The following is a 21,201-nucleotide window of genomic DNA, read 5'->3' as shown; positions in this document are numbered from 1 at the left end:
TGTTTTCTTTGTAAAGAAGCGGTTTATTGCACTTTTTTATATATGAAATTGATTTCATAAAAGATGAAATTAAAGAAGGAGAAAGAAATGAAATTGTTACAGAAAAAAGAAATTTTACTTATTAGTCTTATGTTATTCTCGATGTTCTTTGGAGCGGGGAATCTTATATTCCCACCTTTCCTTGGGTATGAAGCAGGAGAACATGTGTGGATTTCATTAGTAGGGTTTATTATATCAGCAACAGGTCTTCCTATATTAGGAGTTATTGCGATTGCGAAAGCAGGAAGTTTTCAAACGCTAGCGGGTAGAGTTCATTCTTCATTCGCCATTATTTTTCCGTGTATCGTGTATTTATTTATTGGACCAGGCCTTGGCATTCCGCGTGCAGGAAGTCTCGCTTTTGAGATGGGACCGGGTCAGTTATTCCCGGAAGCAGGTAGCATAATCTTATTATGTTACACAGTTATTTTCTTTAGTATTGTGTACTGGTTAAGTTTATCACCGTCTAAATTAATGGGGTTGTTCGGAAAAGTTTTAACACCGTTATTATTAGGTATGATTGCTCTTATCTTTATAAAAAGCATGTTTACATCAGTAGGTAGTGTGAAAGAGGCTGCTGGAAACTATGGACAAGCGCCTATGTTCCAAGGGTTTTTAGATGGATATTTAACGATGGATGCATTAGCAGCTTTAATTTTTGGGATTGTGATTGCAAATGCTCTTCGTGCAAAAGGTATTGAAGATGATAAAGGTTTAGCGAAATATATGAGTATTGCAGGAATTGGTGCAGGACTATTATTATCTATTATTTATGTCATACTTGGATATGTCGGTTCAATGAGTGGGTCATTGGGGATATTTGATAATGGCGCGCAAGTGTTAGCACAAGTGATGACTACATTATTTGGACAAGGCGGAGTCGTTTTATTAGGTCTTATTTTTACGATTGCGTGTTTATGTGTTTCAATCGGACTTGTTACATCTTGTAGTCAATTTTTCGCAAGTGCATTTCCAAAAGTAGCTTATAAAGTTTGGGCATTTATCTTAAGTTTTGTTAGTATGATTTTAGCTAATTTAGGATTAACACAAATTTTAAAGGTATCGGTACCAATTCTTGGATTTATTTATCCAGTTGCATTAACGCTTATTATTTTAGGGCTATTCCATAAGTATATTGGGAAGTATGTATGCATATATCCAGTTACAATTGTGATTGTAGCGGTATTTAGTGCAATCGATATTTTCAATAAAAATGTAATGATGAGTCAGTGGACATCAGTATTAAAATACATTCCGTTTTATACAGAAGGTGTTGGGTGGATTGTTCCAGCTATTATAGGTGCTTGTATTGGTGTTATCGTGAGTAGTGTTTTAAATAAGAAGAAATGAGTAAAAAGGTGTTTTCCTATTTCGGAAAACACCTTTCTTTTTTTGGAAAAATAGTATTGAAAATGAATAGACTAAGAGTATGATAAAGATAATTGGTAATATATAGGTTTCGAACGGATGATGAGGGGGGAGCGTATGAAGGAAGATTTAAATAAGAAAATAGAAGCACTTGAAACGGCAATTGAAACGATTCAAGAAGCACTTTTTGAATTGAAAGCAAAACAAAGAGAAATAGAAGTAGAAAATGCTCAGCAACATGTTAGTAAGGAAAAGAAAGAATATATTGATACGGTGATGGAGGAAAGACAAAAAGTAGAAGTAGCTACAATAAAAGAGCCTGTGCAAGAACGTGAGGTAAAACAAGTGGATATATCTGCTTTTAAGCCGGAACCATTTAATATTATTAAGTTTTGCCAAACGTGGTTACCACGCATATTTGTCGGTATTATGTTGCTTGGAGTAATTTGGTTATTTAAAGCAGGGGTAGATGCAGGATTATTAACACCAGCAATACGAATTGTGTTTGGTATTGTCCTCTCAATCGGTTTTTATTATATAGGGGATATTCAAATTAAACGCGAGCGGCAAGCATTAGGGTTAGTACTAGCAGGAGGAAGTATTACGGGTATAGTTTTAACGACATTTGCGGCACATTATTTATATGGATTTATTCCAGCGAGTGTTGCGTTTGTATGTAATATTGCATGGGTCATTTTAGGTATTTATATAGCGAAGAGGTATCAATCGGAATATCTTACTATATTCGTAGCGGTAGGAGCTTTCTTCGTGCCATTCTTATTAAATAGTACGACTCCTAATCCGTATATTTTCTTTGGATATGAGATGATACTAACGCTCAGCTTATTATGGTATGCGTTGAAAAATCGTTATCAGTATTTATATATGATTTCTTATGTTGTTGCTGCTATTGTTCTTTTTGTCTTTTTTGCTGTTATGTCAATGTTAGTAGAGGATTTGCAAGTCCAGTTAACAGTAGTTTATGGTTTGATTCACTTACTATTATTTTGGCATGTGTTTACAGAGAGAAGTTTTATAGTAGAGCCACGCTTGGCGATATTTAGTGCAAATGCAGCCTTCTTTATAATAGCCATTTCAAAAATACCTGAATTTACAACATGGGGATTAATGATAAGTGCACTCGTGCACGCTGTTATGTTTGTGTTTGAATATAGGAATAATAGAAATTCTACATTTACAAATCTTTTATTTGGTTTCGCAATGGGAGCATTTAGTTTAGCGATTTTATATGAGTATAGTTTAGTGAATGCAGCGATTGTACTATTATTACAAGGTTTCCTTGGTATGTTTACTTCTATTAAAGGAAAACAACAGATAAAATTGTATGTTAGTGCGACGGTTTATGCAATTGGAATGATACAGACGATTTTTAGCCCGTTTGATCAATTTATTTCGGCAGGCTTTGTTGCTCATCTTATTTTAATAGGAACGTTCTATTATTGCATGAGACAAGCGAAAGAAGTATTAGCAAGCTTTGGCAAGTATGTGTATTCTATAGCACTCTATTGGTTTATGGTGATTGTATTTATTACAATTACTAGAATCGGTGAAGTTTTGTCCACAGATGGAAGCATAATAAATGTATCTGTATCGTTATTATGGATGGTATATGCATTATTTGCAGTTTGGTTTGGACGGAATAAAAATATGAATGAAATATTGTATGCAGGCTTAGTCGTGTTAGTCGTAACGATAGGAAAGCTATTCCTTCTAGACTTACCAGAAGTTTCAATGATGATCAGGGCGGTGTTATTCTTAATAGTAGGTAGTATAGGTATCGTTATTTCAAGAATGTTTTTCTCAAAAGAAGAGAAATAATGAAAAAGGCAATCCATATCTGGATTGCCTTTTTCATTATTTCTTATTAATCGTTACAGCTTCATTATATTTCGCTGTTGTATTTTGGCGTAGACGAAGTGTTGCTTGTCCAGTAGTATTTGGATCGATTTGTACGTTCACAATTTTTTCAGCAGAACCTAAGCTATTTGTTGTGAAAGAAAATGCACTACTATATCCGAAAGTAGATGGCCAAGTGCCGTTTGTATTTTGAACTTTTGCTACTTGTGTACCACCAGTAGTGAATATACCTAAAGAGTAATTAGTGTATGTTGTATTTGGTAATAAGTTATTTACTTGAATTTTGATTTGGAACACTTCATTGTTTGGTAGAGTGCTAGGGTGTGTAACTACGTAGTCATTTGCTGTTACTGCACCGTTATAGCCATATGAACCAGGTTTAAAAGTATTTGTATTAAACCATTGATAACCTGCATTTGGCGCACTCCAAGGTTCAGGTTGTGGTTCGGTTGATAAGCTTGGTTGTTCAAATGTTTGTAAAGTGGTAGGTAAATCAAGTTGTAAACCATTTACTTGGTCTAAACTTGTAAATGTTTCTTTATTCGATAGCCACTTTACGATATTTTCTAGTAAGATCGCATCGTTTTCTTCTTTATATCCATCGTAAGTTTTCTTTGTTTGGCCAGAGTCTTCACGAACGTATTTTGGCGTAGCATCTTCAACAGGAGAAGAGTCTCCAATAAAGGCAGCTTTTCCAAGTCCTACTTTTGCGATCGCAGCATAAGGGCCCTCTGCAACACCACCGCCGTTATACACACCGCTATCGACAGCGTTATTCCATTTTGATGGGTTCTCTGGAAGATAAACAAGTCCTTTTGCTAGTTTTGGATTTGTAATTGCTAAAGTAGAACCAGCATGCATTGCTACAGATGAAACCCCTTCTGTAATTCCGAATGATTGTTCAGGTGATACAATATTTTTAGCGGAAACATCACCGATTGCATTATAGCGGAAGCGAATACCGAAGTTGTCAGATAGCCAATCAGAGCTTTCTACTCCTTGCATAGCTTGTGAATTTGCTTCTTCGGTAGACATTCCTTTTGCTGGATTATCCCAAGCACCGCGTCTATATCCGTTAAATACTTCAGAAGAGTCCCAGCGATTTTTATTACGATCTGCATTATAATGATCGGCAATGAAGAAAATACTACCGCCATTTTTCACGTATTGTAACATAGCATCTTGTTCAGATTTTTTGTAAGGAATATTTGCTTCTGGAACGATAAACACATTGTAGTCTTTTAAATCTTCGTATGTAATCGGTGTTGATTTACGAAGTTCTTTTACATGATAGCCGTTTTGGGCAATGCCGTTTCCGAAATCAGAAAAGCCACCATCGATAACCCAGTCAGCAGTCCCGGCAGTTTGACCGTGTGTATTATCGAATAATACTTTTTTCCCATTGTTTTGATTTACAACTTTTGCAGCAATTTCAGGAGCTGGGTCTATAGAGCTTTCTGCATAAGTAGATGGTATGAACGAAGCCCCTATACTTAGTGTAATTGCTGTTGCTAAAGAAAATGTAATCCATTTTTTATTCTTCATAGAAGAATCCCCCTAATAATAAATATATGTGCTTTAATAATGTAATTTATTTTTCTGTAAAAATAAAGACGGAAAACATAAAAAATATTAAAAATTTGTAAAAATACCGTGAAATTTGTTGAGAAATATTTATATAGGCATAAAAATATCCCTTCCAAGTAATAAGGAAGGGATGTTTTGCTTAACTAATTTTTGAATTAGGTGTTTCATCAATTTTATGAAAACCTTTCATGTAATACACGACAGCTAAACCGATAAGCCAAATTGGTCCAACAATTAATGCAATCCTTGTATCTTCTGAATACGCCATTATACATAAGACTAGTGCAAGGAAAGCAAGTGAGAAATATGAACTTAATGGGTATAAAGGCATTTTATACGATAACTTTTGTTTGTTTTGCGCAGGTAAACTTTTACGGAACTTAATTTGAGCGACTAATATAATACCCCAAGTCCAAATTGCCCCGAAAGTTGAAATACTAGTGAGCCATGTAAATACTTTTGCGGGCACAAGATAGTTTAATATAACACCAACGAGTAAAACGATTGCTGTTGCTACAATTCCTTGGCTTGGAATGCCATTTTTATTTAAACGACCGAATCTTTCCGGAGCTTTTTTCTGTTGAGCTAATGTATACAGCATACGGCCTGTACTAAATAAACCACCATTACAAGAAGAAAGAGCTGCTGTTAATACGACAAAGTTAATAATTCCTGCTGCTTTTGCGATACCGATTTGCTGGAATGTTAATACAAATGGACTTCCTTTCTCACCAAGTTCGTTCCATGGATAAATTGCCATCATAACGAATAGAGCCCCAACGTAGAACAGTAATATTCTCCAAAATACGTTATCGATTGCTTTTGCGAGTGTTTTTTTCGGGTTTTGCGCTTCACCCGCTGTAACGCCGATTAATTCAACGCCTAAATAAGCGAATAGCACCATTTGCATGGAGAGGAGTAACCCAGAAAAACCATTTGGGAACCAGCCACCATGTGACCAAAGGTTTGAAATGCCAGTAGCGATACCACCGTTTCCGAAGCCAAATAAAATAATACCTGCCCCAACTACTATCATACAGATAATTGTGACAATTTTAATAAGAGCAAACCAAAATTCAAGTTCTCCAAATACTTTTACAGATAAAAAGTTGAAAGCACTCATTAATAATAGAGCGAGTAAAGCCCAAGTCCAGCGTGGAATATCTGGGAACCAGTACTGCATGTAAATGCCAGCAGCCGTAATTTCAGCCATGCAAGTAACAACCCATAAGAACCAGTAGTTCCAACCGGTAATATAGCCAGCTAGTGGTCCAAGATAATCATATGCATATTTACTAAAAGAGCCAGCAACAGGTTGTTCAATTGCCATTTCTCCGAGTGCTCGCATAATGAAAAAAATAACGAGTCCAGCAATCATATAGCCTAGTAAAATAGAAGGGCCAGCTAGTTTAATTGCAGAAGCAGATCCTAAAAATAGTCCAACGCCAATAGCTGAACCGAGTGACATTAAAGTAATATGTCGTTCTTTTAAACCTCGGTTTAAAGTTCCAGATTTGTTTGTGTGCTGCATAAGAAGAATCCCCCTTGTAGAGTGAACGATATTTGAATGCGTTTACTAAATATTTAACTATTTCAAATTATAAAACATTTCTATCTGTTATGCTACAAAAATAATCATTATTAACTGTACTACATCTGTGCTTGTCAGACTTAAACTTAAAATTCGAACTATTAGCGAATATATTGACTCTTCTTTTTATTGATTGTTAAGATTAAGTATTATATTTTTCTCACATACTAGTAAGAAAAGAATGTGTGATAATAATTTAGATGTAGGAAGGGTACATAACCATGTTTCAATTACAAAAATATAACACTTCTGTGAAGCAAGAGCTTTTAGCTGGCATCACAACTTTTTTTACATTTGCGTATATTCTTGTCATCAATCCGAAAATATTATCTGATGCAGGTGTACCATTTGATCAAGCTTTTACGGCAACGATTATTGCGACTGTTGTAGGGACGCTATGTATGGCGTTTTTAGCTAACTATCCAATTGTTATTGCTCCAGCTATGGGAATGAATGCGTATTTTGCTTATTCTGTCGTTCAACAGGCAGAGGGGATTACATATGTCATTGCGTTTTCAGCAGTATTTGTAACAGGTATCATTTTTCTTTTATTATCTTTCACTTCATTTAGGCAAAAGCTTATTGTCGCAATTCCTGATAGTTTAAAACATGCAATTGCAGGTGGAATTGGGTTATTTATTGCTTTTATTGGATTACGTCTATCTGGAATTATCGTTGATCATCCATCTAACTTAGTTACGATTGGTGATTTCCATTCTCCAGCCGTTATTTTAACTTTAATTGGTTTGATTTTAGCGGCGGTATTAATGACATTGCGTGTGAGCGGTGCATTATTTATTAGTATGATTGTGACAGGAATTATCGCCTTCTTTACAGGGCAGCTGAAGTTTACGGATAAAATTGTTGCGATGCCTCATTTACCAGAGGGGATTATCGTTTCAAATCCAATCAACGCCTTTTCAGATGTAATTGAATACGGATTATATGGCGTTGTATTTTCATTTTTACTTGTACTGTTATTTGATACAACAGGAGCATTACTCGGTTTAATTAAACAAGCAGGTTTAATTACAGATAATACAGAGAAACGTTTTGGTAAAGCATTTATTGCGGATGCAATTGGCGGTACTACAGGCTCTATCTTTGGGACAAGCCCAACAGCAGCGACGATTGAATCGTCAGCTGGTATTGCTGCAGGTGGTAAAACGGGATTAACAGGTATTGTAGTAGTCGGCCTAACGATTATAACGGCATTCTTTAGCCCTGTTATTGCTTCTTTATCAAGCGTAGCCGCTATTACAGCTCCTTCATTAATTATTGTAGGTAGTTTAATGGCACAAAGTATTCGTGATATTAATTGGAATGAATTTGAAGATGCATTACCAGCATTTTTAATTTTCGTTGGTATTCCGTTAACGTCTAGTATTGCGAATGGAATTGCAATTGGATTTTTAGTGTATCCAGTCTTAAAAATTGTGAAGGGGAAAGGGATGGAAGTACATCCGTTACTATACTTATTTACAATTTTATTTGGATGTCATTTATTCTTATAATATAGATATAGGAGAGGGGGCTTTTTATGAGAGGCCCCTTTTTTGTGTATAATAAAGTGAAACTATAAGTAGTTACGAAAAATATAAATTACATAATGGAATATATATGTTACTCTAAGGTAGAGGAGGGAACATGGATGGCTGTAAGTAAAATAAAAGTCGCGCGTGTTCAGTTAGATTTAACACAGCAACAATTAGCAGAAAAAGTAGGCGTTACAAGGCAAACGATTAGTTTAATTGAGAAGGGGAAATACAACCCATCTTTAGATTTATGTTTGAAAATTTGTTATGCAGTAGATAAAACTTTGAATGATTTATTTTGGGAGGAAAAGGAGTGAGGGGATGAGAATCGTGAAAGATGAACGCTTAATGATTGAGGGGCTAAAACATATTAGACTCGTTTTCATCTTACAAAATATTGTCATACTAGGTATTGTTTTTTATCGCTACGTTTTGCAAGATGCAGGATATGAAAGTGTTTCGGATTTATTAGTGGTGTTTATGGGCGGGATCGTAGTTATTAACTTTTTAAACTTGAAAAATTCAGTGGAAGTGTATGAGCATACGGGCGGAGTATCACGCAGTTATCTTATGAAGCTATTATTCGTTCCGGTGAGCATTGTTATTGGGATTTTAGCTATTTGTATCGTTGTAACACCAGATATTTCAATAAAAGAAATTAGTATGACAGGACTTATTATGTTAGTTTGTTTTTTAGTTCCTAGTCTGTTTATATACATATATATGAAAAAAATAAAAAGTGAAGATTGAAATATAAGAAAAGCTTTCCCGTATTGCGGAAAGCTTTTTTTATATTCTTTTATACAGTACTTTATGAAGGCCAATTGGTTCAATTTCAAAGATTTCACCATGTTCTTGGAAGCCTAAGCGCTTGTAATAGTCAGACACAGTAATTCGGCCATTACACCATAATATATTTGCTTGACGCTCTTGTAAGATTTGTTCTGCTTTCTGAATTAAGGAGCTTCCAGCGTGGTTGTTTCGAAATTCAGGTAATGTGGCCATTCCTCGTAGACGATAATGAATACCTGTAGGTAGGTCAGGATATATTTCTTTTGAGAAGGAAGCGATACTAATTAGTTTATCATTTATAAATGCCCCTAGGTGAAAGCTGTCTGTTTCATAGTCGGAAGGGTATTTACAATCTGCTAATGTTTGACTCGGGCGCAAAATTTTTTGACGTAATACGTAAGTTTCAGATCCATCAATATTTTTCACGGTAAGCATAGTAACATCCTTTCTTATAACGCTTTTTCTGTTAATTGTATAAAGAAATAGGCAGGTGCGGCGAAAAGTCCGAGTATGCTAGCGGTTCCGAGAAGGAGTGAAAGTAAGAGGCAAGAGTATTTTATTCCATTCGACTTTTTCCATCCGTAACTACAAATTTCAATGCTAACACCGATGAGAATAATGGCCACGAGTATTTCGGCTAATAATAAGAGAGCTAAAGTTATAATAGACATAATGTAATCCATCCTCATAATATGTGATAGTAACATTTTACCATATGAAATGGAAAAAAATGCCCCTCAATTATGTGAGGGGCATTTTTCTATTCTAATATGCTTTTTAGTGTATCGATATGTTCTTTTGAGCCTGTTACAAGTAATGTATCACCGTGTTGTAGTCTTGTATCACCATGTGGGATTAATGCTTTATTCCCACGATAAATTTGAATGACTAGTACATCACCTAAAAACGGAAGGCGACGAAGTGCAACACCATTATATTTATTGCTCCGTAGTTCAACTTCACGGACTGTTTCGTTTGCTGTTGTAATTAAGCGAACGAGACTCGGCTTATCAATTAGCGCACGTAATAGAATACGTGTAGAGTTAATTGTTGAGAAGACAGCGATATGTTCTTGCGTTGCTTTTTCTTGTAGAAGTGGATCTTCTACACTTGCAATAACATGTTCAACACCTAGTTCTTTTGCGTGTTCTGCTAATAATAAGTTTTGCTCATCATCACTTGTTGCAACAACAACTCGGTCTGCATGAAAGGCTGTTTGTTCAGTTAACGATGCAATTGTGATGTCATCTAATTTCACGATAGGAAAGTCATGTGATTTCGCTTCCTGATCATTTATTTTGTTTTGACGCATCATATATAGTGTTACGTCATAATCTTCTCGTTTTAAATCAAGTGATAACGGAAGGGTAATTCTGCTCGCACCAATAATAGAAACTTTTGGTTTTGGTGTTTCCACTTTTGGGAACATCTTTTTAAATAATATAGGTGCAAAAATACAAGTAATAACTGCGCTTAAAATAAGGGAAGCGGATAAACTTGGACTGATGATCCCTAACTTTTCACCAATTTGTGCAGCTGCAATAACTAAAGAAAGTGTCGATGTTAATAAGATGGCACTCCCCAGTACGATATTACGTGGATACCATTTTCGTAAAACGAGTGATGGTAACAGTTTTGAGATAAAGAGTCCTACAATTAGAATTGGAATCATGAGCATACTAGAAGGCTCTTTAAAAATAGACCAAACCTCTAAATTTACACCAACCATTACGAAGAAAATAGGAATGAAGAAACCGTATCCGATAGAATCCAGTTTTTCAACCATATCTTCATTTGGTGATAATAATGATACGAGTACACCTGCTAAGAAGGCACCTAAAATATTTTCAGCTCCAACGGATTCAGATAACCCAACTAATATTAAGATGAGTGCAAAAACAGCTCGTGTATCAATTTGTACACTTCCAGCTTTTAAGCTATCCAAGTATGGAATGTTTTTAAAACGTTTTGCAACGAAGTAAATAACAATACCAGCGCCGAATAGAAGAAGAAGGAGCCACATGCTTTGGCCGCTTTCGGAATTTAATCCGACGAAAACAGCGAGTAAAATCATTGTAACTAAATCCGCAATAACAGCGACTAATAAAATGATTTGTCCAATTGCTGTTTTTCCTAAGTTATTCTCTTTTAATGTTGGTACGACAACGCCTAAAGAGATTGTTGAAATGATTAAAGTCATAAACATTGCATTATCTACAAATCCTAGCCATACGAATAGTAGTGATAGGGCATAAGATAAGATGAAAATAAATAAGAAGATAATACTTGCTGCTTGGAATGTGTTTGGTTCGTTTGTCGTGTTCTTTTTCCCTTTTTGTTTAAAGATAGAAAAATCAATTTCTAAACCGCTTAAAAACATAAGAAAGATAAATCCTAGTGTCGATAAGACTTGAAGCCACATATCTGGCTCAATAATATTAAACCCACTTTTACCTACAAAGATTCCTGCGATGATTTCTGCAACAACGACAGGAAGTGCTTTTAATTTAAAGCGTTGTAACAAAAGGGGAACGAAAAACGCGATTGCAACGACAACCATAAGTGATAGAACAGAAGTGTGATGTTCCATTGCGTTCTCTCCCTTCAAATAAATATAGTACTTATTTAGCCATATAATAGGTAGAAAAGCAACGCATATGGATTCGATTTCATAAAGAAAGAGTTTTCTTAACATTTGTCATAATAAGTATATTTTTCATGATTCTGTTGTTAATTCCGTAATGTGGATGTAATAGTGGAGGGAATAAAAAAAGACTGCTGAGCAATCTCAGCAGTCTTTTTCATGTACATTACATTGAGAAGAAGATCCATACAGTTAAACCAACTGTTGCAGTTGCAACGAAGAAACTGTAGATCATAGTAAGAATTTGAACTCTTCCTTCTCCTTCTTTTAAATGCATGAACATAATTAATTGTAACAACGCTTGCGCAACAGCCATTATGATAATGGTAGTTAAGATCGTTGATAGTGGCAGGCTTGTATAAAGTGCCACGTATAGAGCTAGAAACGTTAGTGCAAGCGATAAAATAAATCCGAAAACGTGTGACCAAGGGAATCCGCTATGCGCATGCCCGTTTGCTTGGTTGTTATTTTGACCCATTTACGCCACCATCCCGTTCAAGTAAACTAGTGTGTAAATAAAGACCCAAACTAGATCAAGGAAATGCCAGTATAAGCTGATAATGAATACTTTACGAGCTGTAACTGGTGTTAAACCTCGTTTTAAAATTTGGATAATAACACAAATTGCCCAAATGATACCGCCTGTTACGTGGGCTCCGTGTGTTCCAAGAAGAACGAAGAATCCAGATAGGAAAGCACTTGTTTGAATTGTTGCGCCTTCACCAATATACATAATGAACTCTTCAATCTCGAAGAATAGGAAGCCTGCACCTAAAAGTAATGTAAGGACGAACCATCCAAGCATTGCTTTTTGGTTGTGCTTACGCATTTCGTGAATCACGATACCACATGTGAAACTACTTGTTAAAAGTAGTAATGTTTGAATTAAAAGCGTTTTAAGTTCAAACAGTTGTGCTGGTGTTGGGCCATCTGCCGTACGACCAGCGAGTACTAGATAAGAGGCGAAAAGTGTTGCGAACAGCATAATTTCAGCCCCAAGAAAAATCCAGAATCCTAGGATATTCAATCTGCTTTGTTCGGATTGATATTCCAAAGGTAAGCTTTTATCTAAAGCCGCCATATCATTTCACCTCTCATGCTACATGTTCTGATTTTTTAATTTCATCAACACTGATATAGTAACCTTCATCATAATCGAATGAACGATAGATTAAGCAAGCTAAAATACCAACGCCGCCGATTGCTGCAAGCCAGAACCAGCTAAATACTAATGCGAAACCTGCAAGACCGAAGAATAAAGACGCAATAATAGGCACGCCAGAGTTACTTGGCATGTGAATTGGTTTGATATCTTCTGCTGCTGGTGTAACTGTTTCTCCGCGTTTCTTCATGTACCAGAAAGCATCAGCTTCTTTGATTTCAGGAAGTTTCGCGAAGTTGTAATGTTGTACAGGAGATTGAGTTGCCCATTCAAGTGTACGGCCATCCCATGGATCTCCAGTTGTGTCACGTTCACCGTGACGAGCACTCCAAATTACGTTGTAACAAAGAAGTACGAAACCAATACCCATCATTACTGCACCGACAGATGCGATTTGGTTTAGCCATCCCCATCCAAGGCTTTCAGAGTAAGTGTACATACGACGAGTCATACCGTCTAAACCTAAGAAGTACATTGGGAAGAAACAGATGTTGAATCCGCTCATAAAGATCCAGAATGTCCATTTACCTAGGCGTTCATTTAACATATGACCAGTCATTTTTGGATACCAGAATGTGAATCCAGCAAGCATAGCGAATACTGTACCTGCGATTAATACGTAGTGGAAGTGAGCGATTAGGAAGTAGCTGTTATGGTACTGATAATCAGCTGCTGCCATACCAAGCATAACCCCTGTAACCCCACCGACTACGAAGTTTGGAATAAATGCCAATGACCAAAGCATTGGAACTGTAAAACGAATACGTCCTTTATACAGTGTAAACAACCAGTTAAAGATTTTAACCCCGGTTGGAATCGAAATCGCCATTGTCGAAATCGAGAAGAATGAGTTAACCGCCGGACCTGCACCCATCGTGAAGAAGTGGTGAAGCCATACGACGAAACTTAGTAAAGAAATTGCAACCATTGAGTATACCATCGCACTGTAACCGAATAGACGTTTACGTGAGAATGTACTAATGATTTCAGAGAAAATACCGAATGCCGGTAAAATAACGATATATACTTCAGGGTGACCCCATACCCAGAATAGGTTGGCCCATAACATTGGCATACCGCCGCTCGCCATCGTAAAGAAGTGAGCATCGAATAGACGGTCAAATGTCATTAATGCAAGAGCAACTGTTAATACTGGGAAAGCGAAAATAATGATAATTGTTGTAATTAAGATTGACCAAGTAAACATTGGCATTCTCATTAAAGTCATACCAGGTGTACGCATTTTTAAGATAGTAACAAGGAAGTTAATACCTGTCATTAACGTACCGAGACCTGAAATCTGTAATGCAATTGCATAGTAGTTATTTCCTACACCAGAAGTAAACTCTGTACCTGCCATTGGGAAGTAAGAAGTCCACCCAGCGTCTGGAGAACCACCAATTACGAAAGCGATGTTGAATAACATTGCTCCGACAAAGAATAACCAGAAACTTAAAGCATTTAAGAACGGATATGCAACGTCACGAGCACCAATTTGTAATGGTACTACAAGGTTCATTAATCCCATAACGAATGGCATCGCCATGAAAAGAATCATAACTGTACCGTGTGTTGTGAAGATTCCGTTATAGTGTTCAGCGTTTAAATAAGTTGTTTCTGGGAATGTTAACTGTGCACGGATCATTAAACCGTCCATACCACCACGGAATAACATAATAACCGCAGAGATAATATACATGGCCCCAATTTTTTTATGGTCAACAGTTGTTAACCATTCGTCCCAAAGCCATTTCCATTTTTTATACTTTGTTAGTACGAAAATGATTGCTAATGTCACAAGAACGATAGAAGCGTCTGCACCGTAAATAATCGGGTCACCTGTGACAAAGAATTCATCAAGCTTCACTGTGTTCACTCCAATCTGTTGGAATTATAGCTATTATTTTTTGTTTTTGTAGTAGTTGTAATCACAATATTCAAGTGATTTTGGATCTACATAACTTAAGTGATGGCTAGAGAATGTCATACGACCAACTACACCAGGTTTAACAATTTCGTTGTACTTATCTTCTGTTAGTTTAGGAGCAGTTTGTTGTACTTCTTTAACCCACTTGTCATATTTCTCTTTAGTTTTTGCTTCAACTTCGAACTCCATGTGAGTAAATCCTTCACCAGAGAAGTTCGCGCTACGACCTAGGTAAGAACCTGGCTTATCAGCTTGTAAATAAAGGTCCATAATCATGCCATCCATTGTGTACTTCATACCACCAAGTTCTGGTACCCAGAAAGCATTCATTGGGCCGACAGAAGTCAGTTTGAATTGAATTGGTACACCAGCTGGGATGTTTAAATAGTTAACGGTTTCAATTTTTTCCTCTGGGTAACTGAATAACCATTTCCAGTTTGCAGATGTAACATAAATCTCCACTGGTTTAATATGTTTGGACTCTTTCGGAACCTCTTCCGAAGCATAAGTTGCTTTTACTGTTGGAATCGATAATGCGATAACGATAATAACAGGAACAAGCGTCCAAATGATTTCTAATAATGTGTTACCGTGTTGTTCAGGTGGCTCATAGTCCATATTCTCTGGTTTTTCACGATAACGAATCAAGATGACTGTAAACAAGATGAATACAATTGCGATAATTAATGACATAAGCAAGAATGACCAAACAATTAAATCATACTGTGCTTTTGCAACAGGTCCTTGCGGATTTAATACTGCGAGTTTTTTATCACAGCCACCGAGGAACAGAAGTAATGATAACGGAAGAAGCGAAGCCAACTTCCAAAACGCTTTCTTTAGTTGCACGATTGAAAATCTCCTTTCTCCTTGGATTGAAACTATGCCAATAAAACAATATAAACCTATTAATTTATAGAAGGCAATAGTTTTTGAGATATTGTTAAAAAATAGACACAAATGCACACTTTTTAAGGTGAATATCATTTGTAACTTGATTACATTGTAAACTATTTTCCAGAGAAAAATGCGATTGTGAAAATTTTAAGATAAATAAAGTTATACCAGGATACCCAAGAAATAGAAAAAAGCTATCTTATGATAAGAAAGATAGCTGAATATTTTGTATATTTAGTTTACTTCTTTTTTTAGACTTATTTGTTGTTCAAATGTGACAATTTTTTTATATTTCACTTGATATAAAATGTAACAAATAACCATAAATGGAATACCGCAATAAAGAGCGATTCTCTGATCTGGAATGAAAGCTAAACTTACAAATGTAATGAAATTGAGTGAGAATGCTACGATTGGAACGAGCGGATAAAGTGGTGTGCGATATTTTAAATCATTGATGTCACCACCGTTTTTCACGAAGTTTCTACGGAAGAAAAACTGTGAAGCCGCAATTGACATCCAAACGACAACGGCAGCCATTGCTGCGATAGATGTTAAAACTAAAAAGACAGTATCTGCTGCAAATATACTTGTTAATAGGGATAGACTTGCAAAGATTAGACTGAAAATCAATGCGTTTAGTGGTACACCTTTTTTCGTTAACTTCGTAAATGCTGGACTTGCCATTCCTTGTTTTGCCATCGCCCAAAGCATACGTGAATTTGCGTATAGACCAGAATTGGCTACGGATAATACAGCTGTAATAATAACAAAGTTCATAATGTCTGCTGCATATGGAATACCAGCTACATCAAATACAAGTACAAATGGACTTTCGACTAGATTAGCCTCTTGCCACGGGAGTAAACCTACAACAACTGATATGGCTAGGACGAAGAAGAATAGCGTTCGCCAAATGGTATTTTTGATTGCTTTTGGAATTGTTTTTTCAGGATTCTCACTTTCTCCTGAAGCGATTCCGATTAATTCTGTTCCTTGGAAAGAATAATTCACTGTAATCATCGTAAGAAGAACAGCCAATGTACCATTCGGAAATAATCCGCCATTTTCAGTGAAATTGTGAAGCATTGGAGCTGGTTTTCCGTTAAAGTCTAGTAGACCGAACATAACTGCACCACCGAGTACGATGAAAATAACGATGGTTGCGACTTTTACACTAGCGAACCAAAATTCTGCTTCTGCATATGCTTTTGCTGATAGAGCGTTTACAAGAAAGAGTGCTGCTGCAAATGTAACACACCAAATCCACGAAGAAACATCTGGAAACCAGCGTTTCATTAAAATACTTACAGTTGTTAACTCTACTCCAACTGTAACAGCCCAATTTAACCAATACATCCAACCGACAACAAAACCAAAACCAGGTGAAATAAATTTGCTTGCATAGCTTTGGAATGAACCTGCTTCTGGCATAGCAACAGATAATTCACCAAGACATAACATCGTTAAATACATAACAAATCCACCGACTAAAAATGCAAGAATAGCACCACCAGGGCCGGCGTTATGGACGATTTGACCAGATCCCATAAATAGGCCAGTTCCGATAACACCACCAAGTGCAATCATAAATAGGTGTCTACTTTTCATTGTACGTTTTAAATCTGTTTGTTCTACTTGTTGATTCATATGCCCCTCACCCCGTTATTTTTTATATGTGTTAACTGGTTTTCATTCTGAGTTTTTAATCATTAGTGGGGGATATGACACATACTCGGTTTATTTACTATGAAATGAATGGAGTATGTAAAAAACGAACTATGACTAAATACCCTAAGAATGTTTTTATTAACAAGGTGATATCTTCACCATGTTAATTATTTCGATTTTAGCAAAAAAATTCAGAAAATTATATTGTTTTTTCTTTTTATTAAAAATAATTAGAATTTTATAACGATGTAGTTGTGAACAATAATTCACAGAATCTTTCTAGCAAACTAGCAAGAAGAAAGGTACAATGGTAGGAGGTATGTCTGTAAAATAATAATTAATGGAGTTTTGTTTAAAATGAAAAAGTTAAAATATCTTTTTGTTTTTGGAATTATATTTGCTGCAGCGTTTTTTATAGGGAAAGATAAGATTATACAAAAGGCACAAGTGCTACGCTTAGACTTTCTATCTGAAATGAAAGAAGCGGCTATGATTGAAAATGTTCCGTTTATAAAGCAGTTACCAGAATTACCTCGTGGATGTGAAGTAACAAGCTTAGCTATGTTGCTCCAATATAAAGGTGTGCAAGTAGATAAGATGCAACTTGCTAGTGAAATTCATCGAGTTCCATTTGAACAAAATGGTTTGCGCGGAAATCCTTATGAGGGGTTTGTTGGAAATATTTATACGAAAGCTGAACCAGGATATGGTGTATACAATAAACCAATTTTTAATTTAGCAGAAAAATATGTTTCTGAAAAAGTAATTAATTTAACAGATAGAGACGTGAAAGATCTATATAAGGTAATTAGTTCTGGTTCTCCAGTATGGGTTATTATTAATACAACGTTTCAGCCGCTAGCTGAAAGTAGTTTTGAAACATGGAATACAAGTTCTGGTGAAGTGAAAATTACATATTTTGAGCATAGTGTAGTAGTAGTTGGATACGATCAAAACTTTGTATATGTAAATGATCCACTAAAAAACAATCCGCGTTTCGCTGTTCCACGAGCAGAGTTTGAGAAAGCGTGGGAGCAAATGGGGAAACAAGCAATTACTATTTTATAATAATGAAAAAGTCATCTTTTTGATGGCTTTTTATTTTTAAATGATTATAACGGAAAATTCAGAAGATTCTTTTAAAAGTTAACAATTCACGTTATAATAACATTTAACTTGGTGAAGAAGGGGAGAAGAGAAATGGATGTTGCAAAAGAACTTGTTTTGTCAAAGGATCAGTTGGCTGAGTGGAGAAGGCATTTTCATAAGTATCCAGAGTTATCTTTTCAAGAAGAGAAAACATCGCAGTTTGTGTTCGATATACTTCGGGAAATTCCATGTTTAGAAGTATCAAGACCTACTAAATATAGTGTAATGGCAAGGTTGATTGGAAAGCAGCCTGGTAAAATAGTTGCGGTTCGAGCTGACATGGATGCTCTTCCTATTCATGAAGAAAATGAGTTTGACTTTATTTCTACATATCCGGGTGTAATGCATGCATGTGGCCATGATGGACATATAGCGATATTACTTGGAGTTGTACATAAGTTAGTAGAAGCAAGAGAGAAGATTAAAGGGGAGATTCGTTTTCTATTCCAACATGCTGAAGAAAACTTTCCTGGTGGTGCAGAGGAAATGGTTGCAGCGGGTGTAATGGAAGGGGTCAATTATATTATTGGTGCTCACCTTTGGGCATCGTTAGAGGTTGGAAAAGTAGGTGTAATTTATGGTCCCGCAATGGCTGCTCCAGATGTTTTTAAAATTATAATAGAAGGAAAAGGTGGACATGCTGGAATCCCTCATGAAACAGTTGATAGTATTGCAATCGGTACACAAGTGGTTTCGCAACTTCAGCAAATTGTATCTCGCCTCACGAATCCGTTAGATTCTCTTGTAGTATCTGTTACGCAATTTCACGCTGGGACAACTCATAATGTGATTCCAGAACAAGCGCAGATTGAAGGGACAGTGCGGAGTTTAAGACATGAGTTGCGAGAAGAAACAGAGAAAAGAATTGAACAGATTGTAAAGCATGTGACGGAAGCTTACGGAGCGAAATATACGTTTTCGTATGAATATGGATATCGTCCAGTCGTAAATGATTATGAAGTTACAGAGATTATTGAGCAAACAGCATTACAGCTTTATGGAAGGGAACGAGTTACGCGTTTACAGCCGACGATGGCTGGAGAAGATTTTTCAGCGTTTTTACAAAAAGCACCGGGGACATTCTTTTTTATCGGTGCAGGAAATAAAGAGAAAGGAATTATATATCCTCACCATCACCCTCGTTTTACGATTGATGAAGATGCATTACCGATTGGAGTGCAAGTCTTTGTATCATCGATTATGAATTTCATAAGTAAAGGAGAATGAGATGAAGAAAATACACGTATTAGCGCTTATTCCAGTTTTTTGTTTAGTTGTTGGACCCGTATTTGCTAATTCAGTTACTCCTTACATATTAGGGATGCCATTTTTATTATTTTGGGTATTATTATCAGTGCTTATTACATCTCTTTGTATGGGGATTGTGTACGTATTTGATCCTGCTAATAAGGGGGATGTAAAATGACCGCATTACTTATCATTATTTTATTTTTGTTTCTCGCACTATTTTTAGGAATTCGGGCACAACACGGAAAAGATATGAATTTAGAGCAATGGTCAGTTGGAGGAAGAGGCTTTGGTACTATTTTTGTTTTTCTTCTTATGGCAGGTGAAATTTATACGACATTCACATTTTTAGGTGGAAGTGGATGGGCGTATAGTAAAGGAGCACCTACTTTTTATATTTTAGGTTATGGTGCATTAGCTTATATTTTATCTTATTTTTTATTACCACCAGTTTGGAAGTATGCAAAAGAGCATAATCTAGTTTCACAGCCAGACTTTTTTGTGAAGAAATATAAGAGTCAGGCACTTGGCCTTATCGTTTCTATCATTGGGGTTATTTCGATTATCCCATACCTTGTTTTACAGTTAAAAGGATTAGGAATTATCGTTTCGGAAGCGTCTTATGGAAGGGTATCGCCAGTTATAGCAGTGTGGATTGGCGCAATTGTTATAACGATATATGTAATGGTTTCAGGTATACACGGCTCTGCTTGGACGGCCGCTTTGAAGGACATTATGATCCTGTTTATCGTTATGTTTTTAGGTATATATTTACCGTACCATTATTACGGAGGATTTCAGCCGATGTTTGAAGCTGTAGAAGCAGCAAAATCAGGGTTTTTATCTTTACCTGATGAAGGAATGAGCATTTCTTGGTTTGTTTCTACTATTGTATTAACAGCTCTCGGTTTCTATATGTGGCCCCATACATTCGCCTCTGCTTTCTCTGCAAAAAATGAAAAAGTATTTCGTAAAAATGCGGCCATTATGCCACTGTATTCTTTAGTTTTACTTTTCGTGTTCTTTGCAGGGTTTGCAGCTATCTTACAAGTTCCTGGATTAAAGGGAGGGGATGTAGACCTTTCGTTATTCCGTCTGGCTCTTCAAACTTTTGATCCTTGGTTTATTGGGATTATTGGTAGTGCCGGAGTTTTAACGGCATTAGTTCCAGGTTCTATGCTTGTCATGGCCGCTTCTACATTATTAGCGAAAAATATTTACCGAACAATGGTCCCATCTGCTTCGGATCGACAAGTGGCAAAAACAGCGAAATTATTTGTTCCTGTAGTAACGCTTGTAGCTGTTTTGTTTACTTTTAAAGGTGGAGAAACGATAGGAGCACTTCTTTTAATGGGATATAGTATAGTGACACAGCTTTTCCCTGCACTTGTATGTAGTCTGTTTCCACGTCAGGTTATTACGAAGCAAGGAGCGATTGCAGGGATGGGGATTGGGTTGTTAGTGGTTGCGTATATTACTTTATCGGGTTCAACTATAGCTACGATGTTTCCGAGTTTCCCTCAATATATAAAAGATTTAAATGTAGGTATAGTCGCGTTGTTAATGAATATGATTGTGATGTTTATCGTTAGTGGGTTCACGAAAAATGTGTCTATAAAGACAGACAATACAATAGTAGAAAAGTAATTCTAATGCTAGAGCTATCTTTGAAAAGAGATAGCTCTTTTTTGTATATATTTTCTTCGATTAGCG

At 36.2% G+C, this 21,201-nt stretch carries 19 protein-coding genes; 9 read left to right on the top strand and 10 right to left on the bottom strand.

The window, feature by feature from the left end; genetic code table 11:
• Positions 1 to 87 precede the first annotated feature (87 nt).
• Together brnQ1 and ACTFRS_RS23880 are read left to right on the top strand one after the other, a co-directional pair.
• Complete coding sequence (gene brnQ1, locus ACTFRS_RS23885) at positions 88 to 1,389, top strand: branched-chain amino acid transport system II carrier protein BrnQ1 (protein ID WP_439195525.1); 1,302 nt, start codon at positions 88 to 90, stop codon at positions 1,387 to 1,389.
• A gap of 135 nt (positions 1,390 to 1,524) precedes the next feature.
• Complete coding sequence (locus ACTFRS_RS23880) at positions 1,525 to 3,246, top strand: DUF2339 domain-containing protein (RefSeq protein WP_439195523.1); 1,722 nt, start codon at positions 1,525 to 1,527, stop codon at positions 3,244 to 3,246.
• A gap of 36 nt (positions 3,247 to 3,282) precedes the next feature.
• On the opposite strand, the gene ACTFRS_RS23875 is transcribed toward ACTFRS_RS23880, so the two are convergent.
• Together ACTFRS_RS23875 and ACTFRS_RS23870 are read right to left on the bottom strand one after the other, a co-directional pair.
• Positions 3,283 to 4,830 (bottom strand): DNA-binding protein, encoded by a 1,548-nt coding sequence (locus tag ACTFRS_RS23875; protein ID WP_439195522.1) that lies wholly within the window; start codon positions 4,828 to 4,830, stop codon positions 3,283 to 3,285.
• Positions 4,831 to 5,011: 181 nt separating this feature from the next.
• Positions 5,012 to 6,403 carry an amino acid permease gene (locus ACTFRS_RS23870; RefSeq protein WP_070805244.1) on the bottom strand — a complete coding sequence of 464 codons (1,392 nt, stop codon included), beginning with the start codon at positions 6,401 to 6,403 and terminating at the stop codon, positions 5,012 to 5,014.
• 281 nt (positions 6,404 to 6,684) lie between these two features.
• Here ACTFRS_RS23870 and ACTFRS_RS23865 point away from each other — a divergent pair, with 281 nt between their 5' ends.
• From ACTFRS_RS23865 to ACTFRS_RS23855, 3 genes are all read left to right on the top strand, one after another.
• On the top strand, positions 6,685 to 7,977 hold the full coding sequence (locus tag ACTFRS_RS23865; RefSeq protein WP_000487209.1) for an NCS2 family permease: 1,293 nt from the start codon (positions 6,685 to 6,687) through the stop codon (positions 7,975 to 7,977).
• Between the two features lie 137 nt (positions 7,978 to 8,114).
• Positions 8,115 to 8,315: a helix-turn-helix transcriptional regulator gene (locus ACTFRS_RS23860; protein WP_000301182.1), complete on the top strand. Its 201-nt coding sequence runs from the start codon at positions 8,115 to 8,117 to the stop codon at positions 8,313 to 8,315.
• A 4-nt stretch (positions 8,316 to 8,319) separates the two neighbouring features.
• Entirely contained in the window at positions 8,320 to 8,748 is a 429-nt protein-coding gene (locus ACTFRS_RS23855) for a hypothetical protein (protein ID WP_439195519.1), read from the top strand.
• 39 nt (positions 8,749 to 8,787) lie between these two features.
• On the opposite strand, the gene ACTFRS_RS23850 is transcribed toward ACTFRS_RS23855, so the two are convergent.
• The 8 genes from ACTFRS_RS23850 to ACTFRS_RS23815 form a co-directional block, all read right to left on the bottom strand.
• A complete protein-coding gene (locus ACTFRS_RS23850; protein WP_062821498.1) occupies positions 8,788 to 9,225 on the bottom strand; it encodes a GNAT family N-acetyltransferase in 438 nt (145 codons plus the stop codon).
• Positions 9,226 to 9,239: 14 nt separating this feature from the next.
• Complete coding sequence (locus ACTFRS_RS23845) at positions 9,240 to 9,497, bottom strand: DUF4022 family protein (RefSeq protein WP_003296716.1); 258 nt, start codon at positions 9,495 to 9,497, stop codon at positions 9,240 to 9,242.
• A gap of 53 nt (positions 9,498 to 9,550) precedes the next feature.
• Positions 9,551 to 11,380: a monovalent cation:proton antiporter family protein gene (locus ACTFRS_RS23840; RefSeq protein WP_139869419.1), complete on the bottom strand. Its 1,830-nt coding sequence runs from the start codon at positions 11,378 to 11,380 to the stop codon at positions 9,551 to 9,553.
• Between the two features lie 220 nt (positions 11,381 to 11,600).
• Positions 11,601 to 11,912, bottom strand: a complete 312-nt coding sequence (gene qoxD, locus ACTFRS_RS23835) for a cytochrome aa3 quinol oxidase subunit IV (RefSeq protein ID WP_139869420.1) — start codon at positions 11,910 to 11,912, stop codon at positions 11,601 to 11,603.
• Positions 11,913 to 12,515, bottom strand: a complete 603-nt coding sequence (gene qoxC, locus ACTFRS_RS23830) for a cytochrome aa3 quinol oxidase subunit III (RefSeq protein ID WP_000729317.1) — start codon at positions 12,513 to 12,515, stop codon at positions 11,913 to 11,915.
• Between the two features lie 13 nt (positions 12,516 to 12,528).
• Positions 12,529 to 14,463, bottom strand: coding sequence for a cytochrome aa3 quinol oxidase subunit I (gene qoxB / locus ACTFRS_RS23825; RefSeq protein ID WP_139869421.1), 1,935 nt, complete (start codon positions 14,461 to 14,463; stop codon positions 12,529 to 12,531).
• 33 nt (positions 14,464 to 14,496) lie between these two features.
• A complete protein-coding gene (locus tag ACTFRS_RS23820; protein WP_001176167.1) occupies positions 14,497 to 15,372 on the bottom strand; it encodes a cytochrome aa3 quinol oxidase subunit II in 876 nt (291 codons plus the stop codon).
• A 282-nt stretch (positions 15,373 to 15,654) separates the two neighbouring features.
• Complete coding sequence (locus tag ACTFRS_RS23815) at positions 15,655 to 17,070, bottom strand: amino acid permease (protein ID WP_439195514.1); 1,416 nt, start codon at positions 17,068 to 17,070, stop codon at positions 15,655 to 15,657.
• 378 nt (positions 17,071 to 17,448) lie between these two features.
• On the opposite strand from ACTFRS_RS23815, the gene ACTFRS_RS23810 reads away from it, so the two are divergent.
• From ACTFRS_RS23810 to ACTFRS_RS23795, 4 genes are all read left to right on the top strand, one after another.
• Positions 17,449 to 18,159 (top strand): C39 family peptidase, encoded by a 711-nt coding sequence (locus ACTFRS_RS23810; protein ID WP_000734471.1) that lies wholly within the window; start codon positions 17,449 to 17,451, stop codon positions 18,157 to 18,159.
• 132 nt (positions 18,160 to 18,291) lie between these two features.
• Positions 18,292 to 19,467, top strand: coding sequence for an amidohydrolase (locus ACTFRS_RS23805; RefSeq protein ID WP_439195512.1), 1,176 nt, complete (start codon positions 18,292 to 18,294; stop codon positions 19,465 to 19,467).
• Between the two features lies 1 nt (position 19,468).
• Positions 19,469 to 19,666 (top strand): DUF3311 domain-containing protein, encoded by a 198-nt coding sequence (locus tag ACTFRS_RS23800; protein ID WP_000719859.1) that lies wholly within the window; start codon positions 19,469 to 19,471, stop codon positions 19,664 to 19,666.
• A complete protein-coding gene (locus ACTFRS_RS23795) occupies positions 19,663 to 21,135 on the top strand; it encodes a sodium:solute symporter family protein (RefSeq protein ID WP_439195510.1) in 1,473 nt (490 codons plus the stop codon). The genes ACTFRS_RS23800 and ACTFRS_RS23795 overlap by 4 nt, the downstream gene beginning before the upstream one ends.
• Positions 21,136 to 21,201: the final 66 nt, after the last annotated feature.

Origin of the sequence: Bacillus cereus group sp. MYBK139-1 (assembly GCF_051916915.1) — a bacterium.
GTDB classification, from domain to species: domain Bacteria; phylum Bacillota; class Bacilli; order Bacillales; family Bacillaceae_G; genus Bacillus_A; species Bacillus_A pacificus.
Note: the sequence above shows the minus strand (reverse complement) of the source record. Positions and strands in the feature narration are given on the sequence as shown.

Coding starts and splice junctions, on each gene's coding strand:
- ACTFRS_RS23850 (WP_062821498.1), bottom strand. CDS start 9,225: ATGCTTACCGTGAAAAATATTGATGGATCTGAAACTTACGTATTACGT.
- brnQ1 (WP_439195525.1), top strand. CDS start 88: ATGAAATTGTTACAGAAAAAAGAAATTTTACTTATTAGTCTTATGTTA.
- ACTFRS_RS23880 (WP_439195523.1), top strand. CDS start 1,525: ATGAAGGAAGATTTAAATAAGAAAATAGAAGCACTTGAAACGGCAATT.
- ACTFRS_RS23815 (WP_439195514.1), bottom strand. CDS start 17,070: ATGAATCAACAAGTAGAACAAACAGATTTAAAACGTACAATGAAAAGT.
- ACTFRS_RS23875 (WP_439195522.1), bottom strand. CDS start 4,830: ATGAAGAATAAAAAATGGATTACATTTTCTTTAGCAACAGCAATTACA.
- ACTFRS_RS23855 (WP_439195519.1), top strand. CDS start 8,320: ATGAGAATCGTGAAAGATGAACGCTTAATGATTGAGGGGCTAAAACAT.
- ACTFRS_RS23805 (WP_439195512.1), top strand. CDS start 18,292: ATGGATGTTGCAAAAGAACTTGTTTTGTCAAAGGATCAGTTGGCTGAG.
- qoxD (WP_139869420.1), bottom strand. CDS start 11,912: ATGGGTCAAAATAACAACCAAGCAAACGGGCATGCGCATAGCGGATTC.
- qoxC (WP_000729317.1), bottom strand. CDS start 12,515: ATGGCGGCTTTAGATAAAAGCTTACCTTTGGAATATCAATCCGAACAA.
- ACTFRS_RS23870 (WP_070805244.1), bottom strand. CDS start 6,403: ATGCAGCACACAAACAAATCTGGAACTTTAAACCGAGGTTTAAAAGAA.
- ACTFRS_RS23795 (WP_439195510.1), top strand. CDS start 19,663: ATGACCGCATTACTTATCATTATTTTATTTTTGTTTCTCGCACTATTT.
- ACTFRS_RS23810 (WP_000734471.1), top strand. CDS start 17,449: ATGAAAAAGTTAAAATATCTTTTTGTTTTTGGAATTATATTTGCTGCA.
- ACTFRS_RS23865 (WP_000487209.1), top strand. CDS start 6,685: ATGTTTCAATTACAAAAATATAACACTTCTGTGAAGCAAGAGCTTTTA.
- ACTFRS_RS23845 (WP_003296716.1), bottom strand. CDS start 9,497: ATGTTACTATCACATATTATGAGGATGGATTACATTATGTCTATTATA.
- ACTFRS_RS23860 (WP_000301182.1), top strand. CDS start 8,115: ATGGCTGTAAGTAAAATAAAAGTCGCGCGTGTTCAGTTAGATTTAACA.
- ACTFRS_RS23800 (WP_000719859.1), top strand. CDS start 19,469: ATGAAGAAAATACACGTATTAGCGCTTATTCCAGTTTTTTGTTTAGTT.
- ACTFRS_RS23840 (WP_139869419.1), bottom strand. CDS start 11,380: ATGGAACATCACACTTCTGTTCTATCACTTATGGTTGTCGTTGCAATC.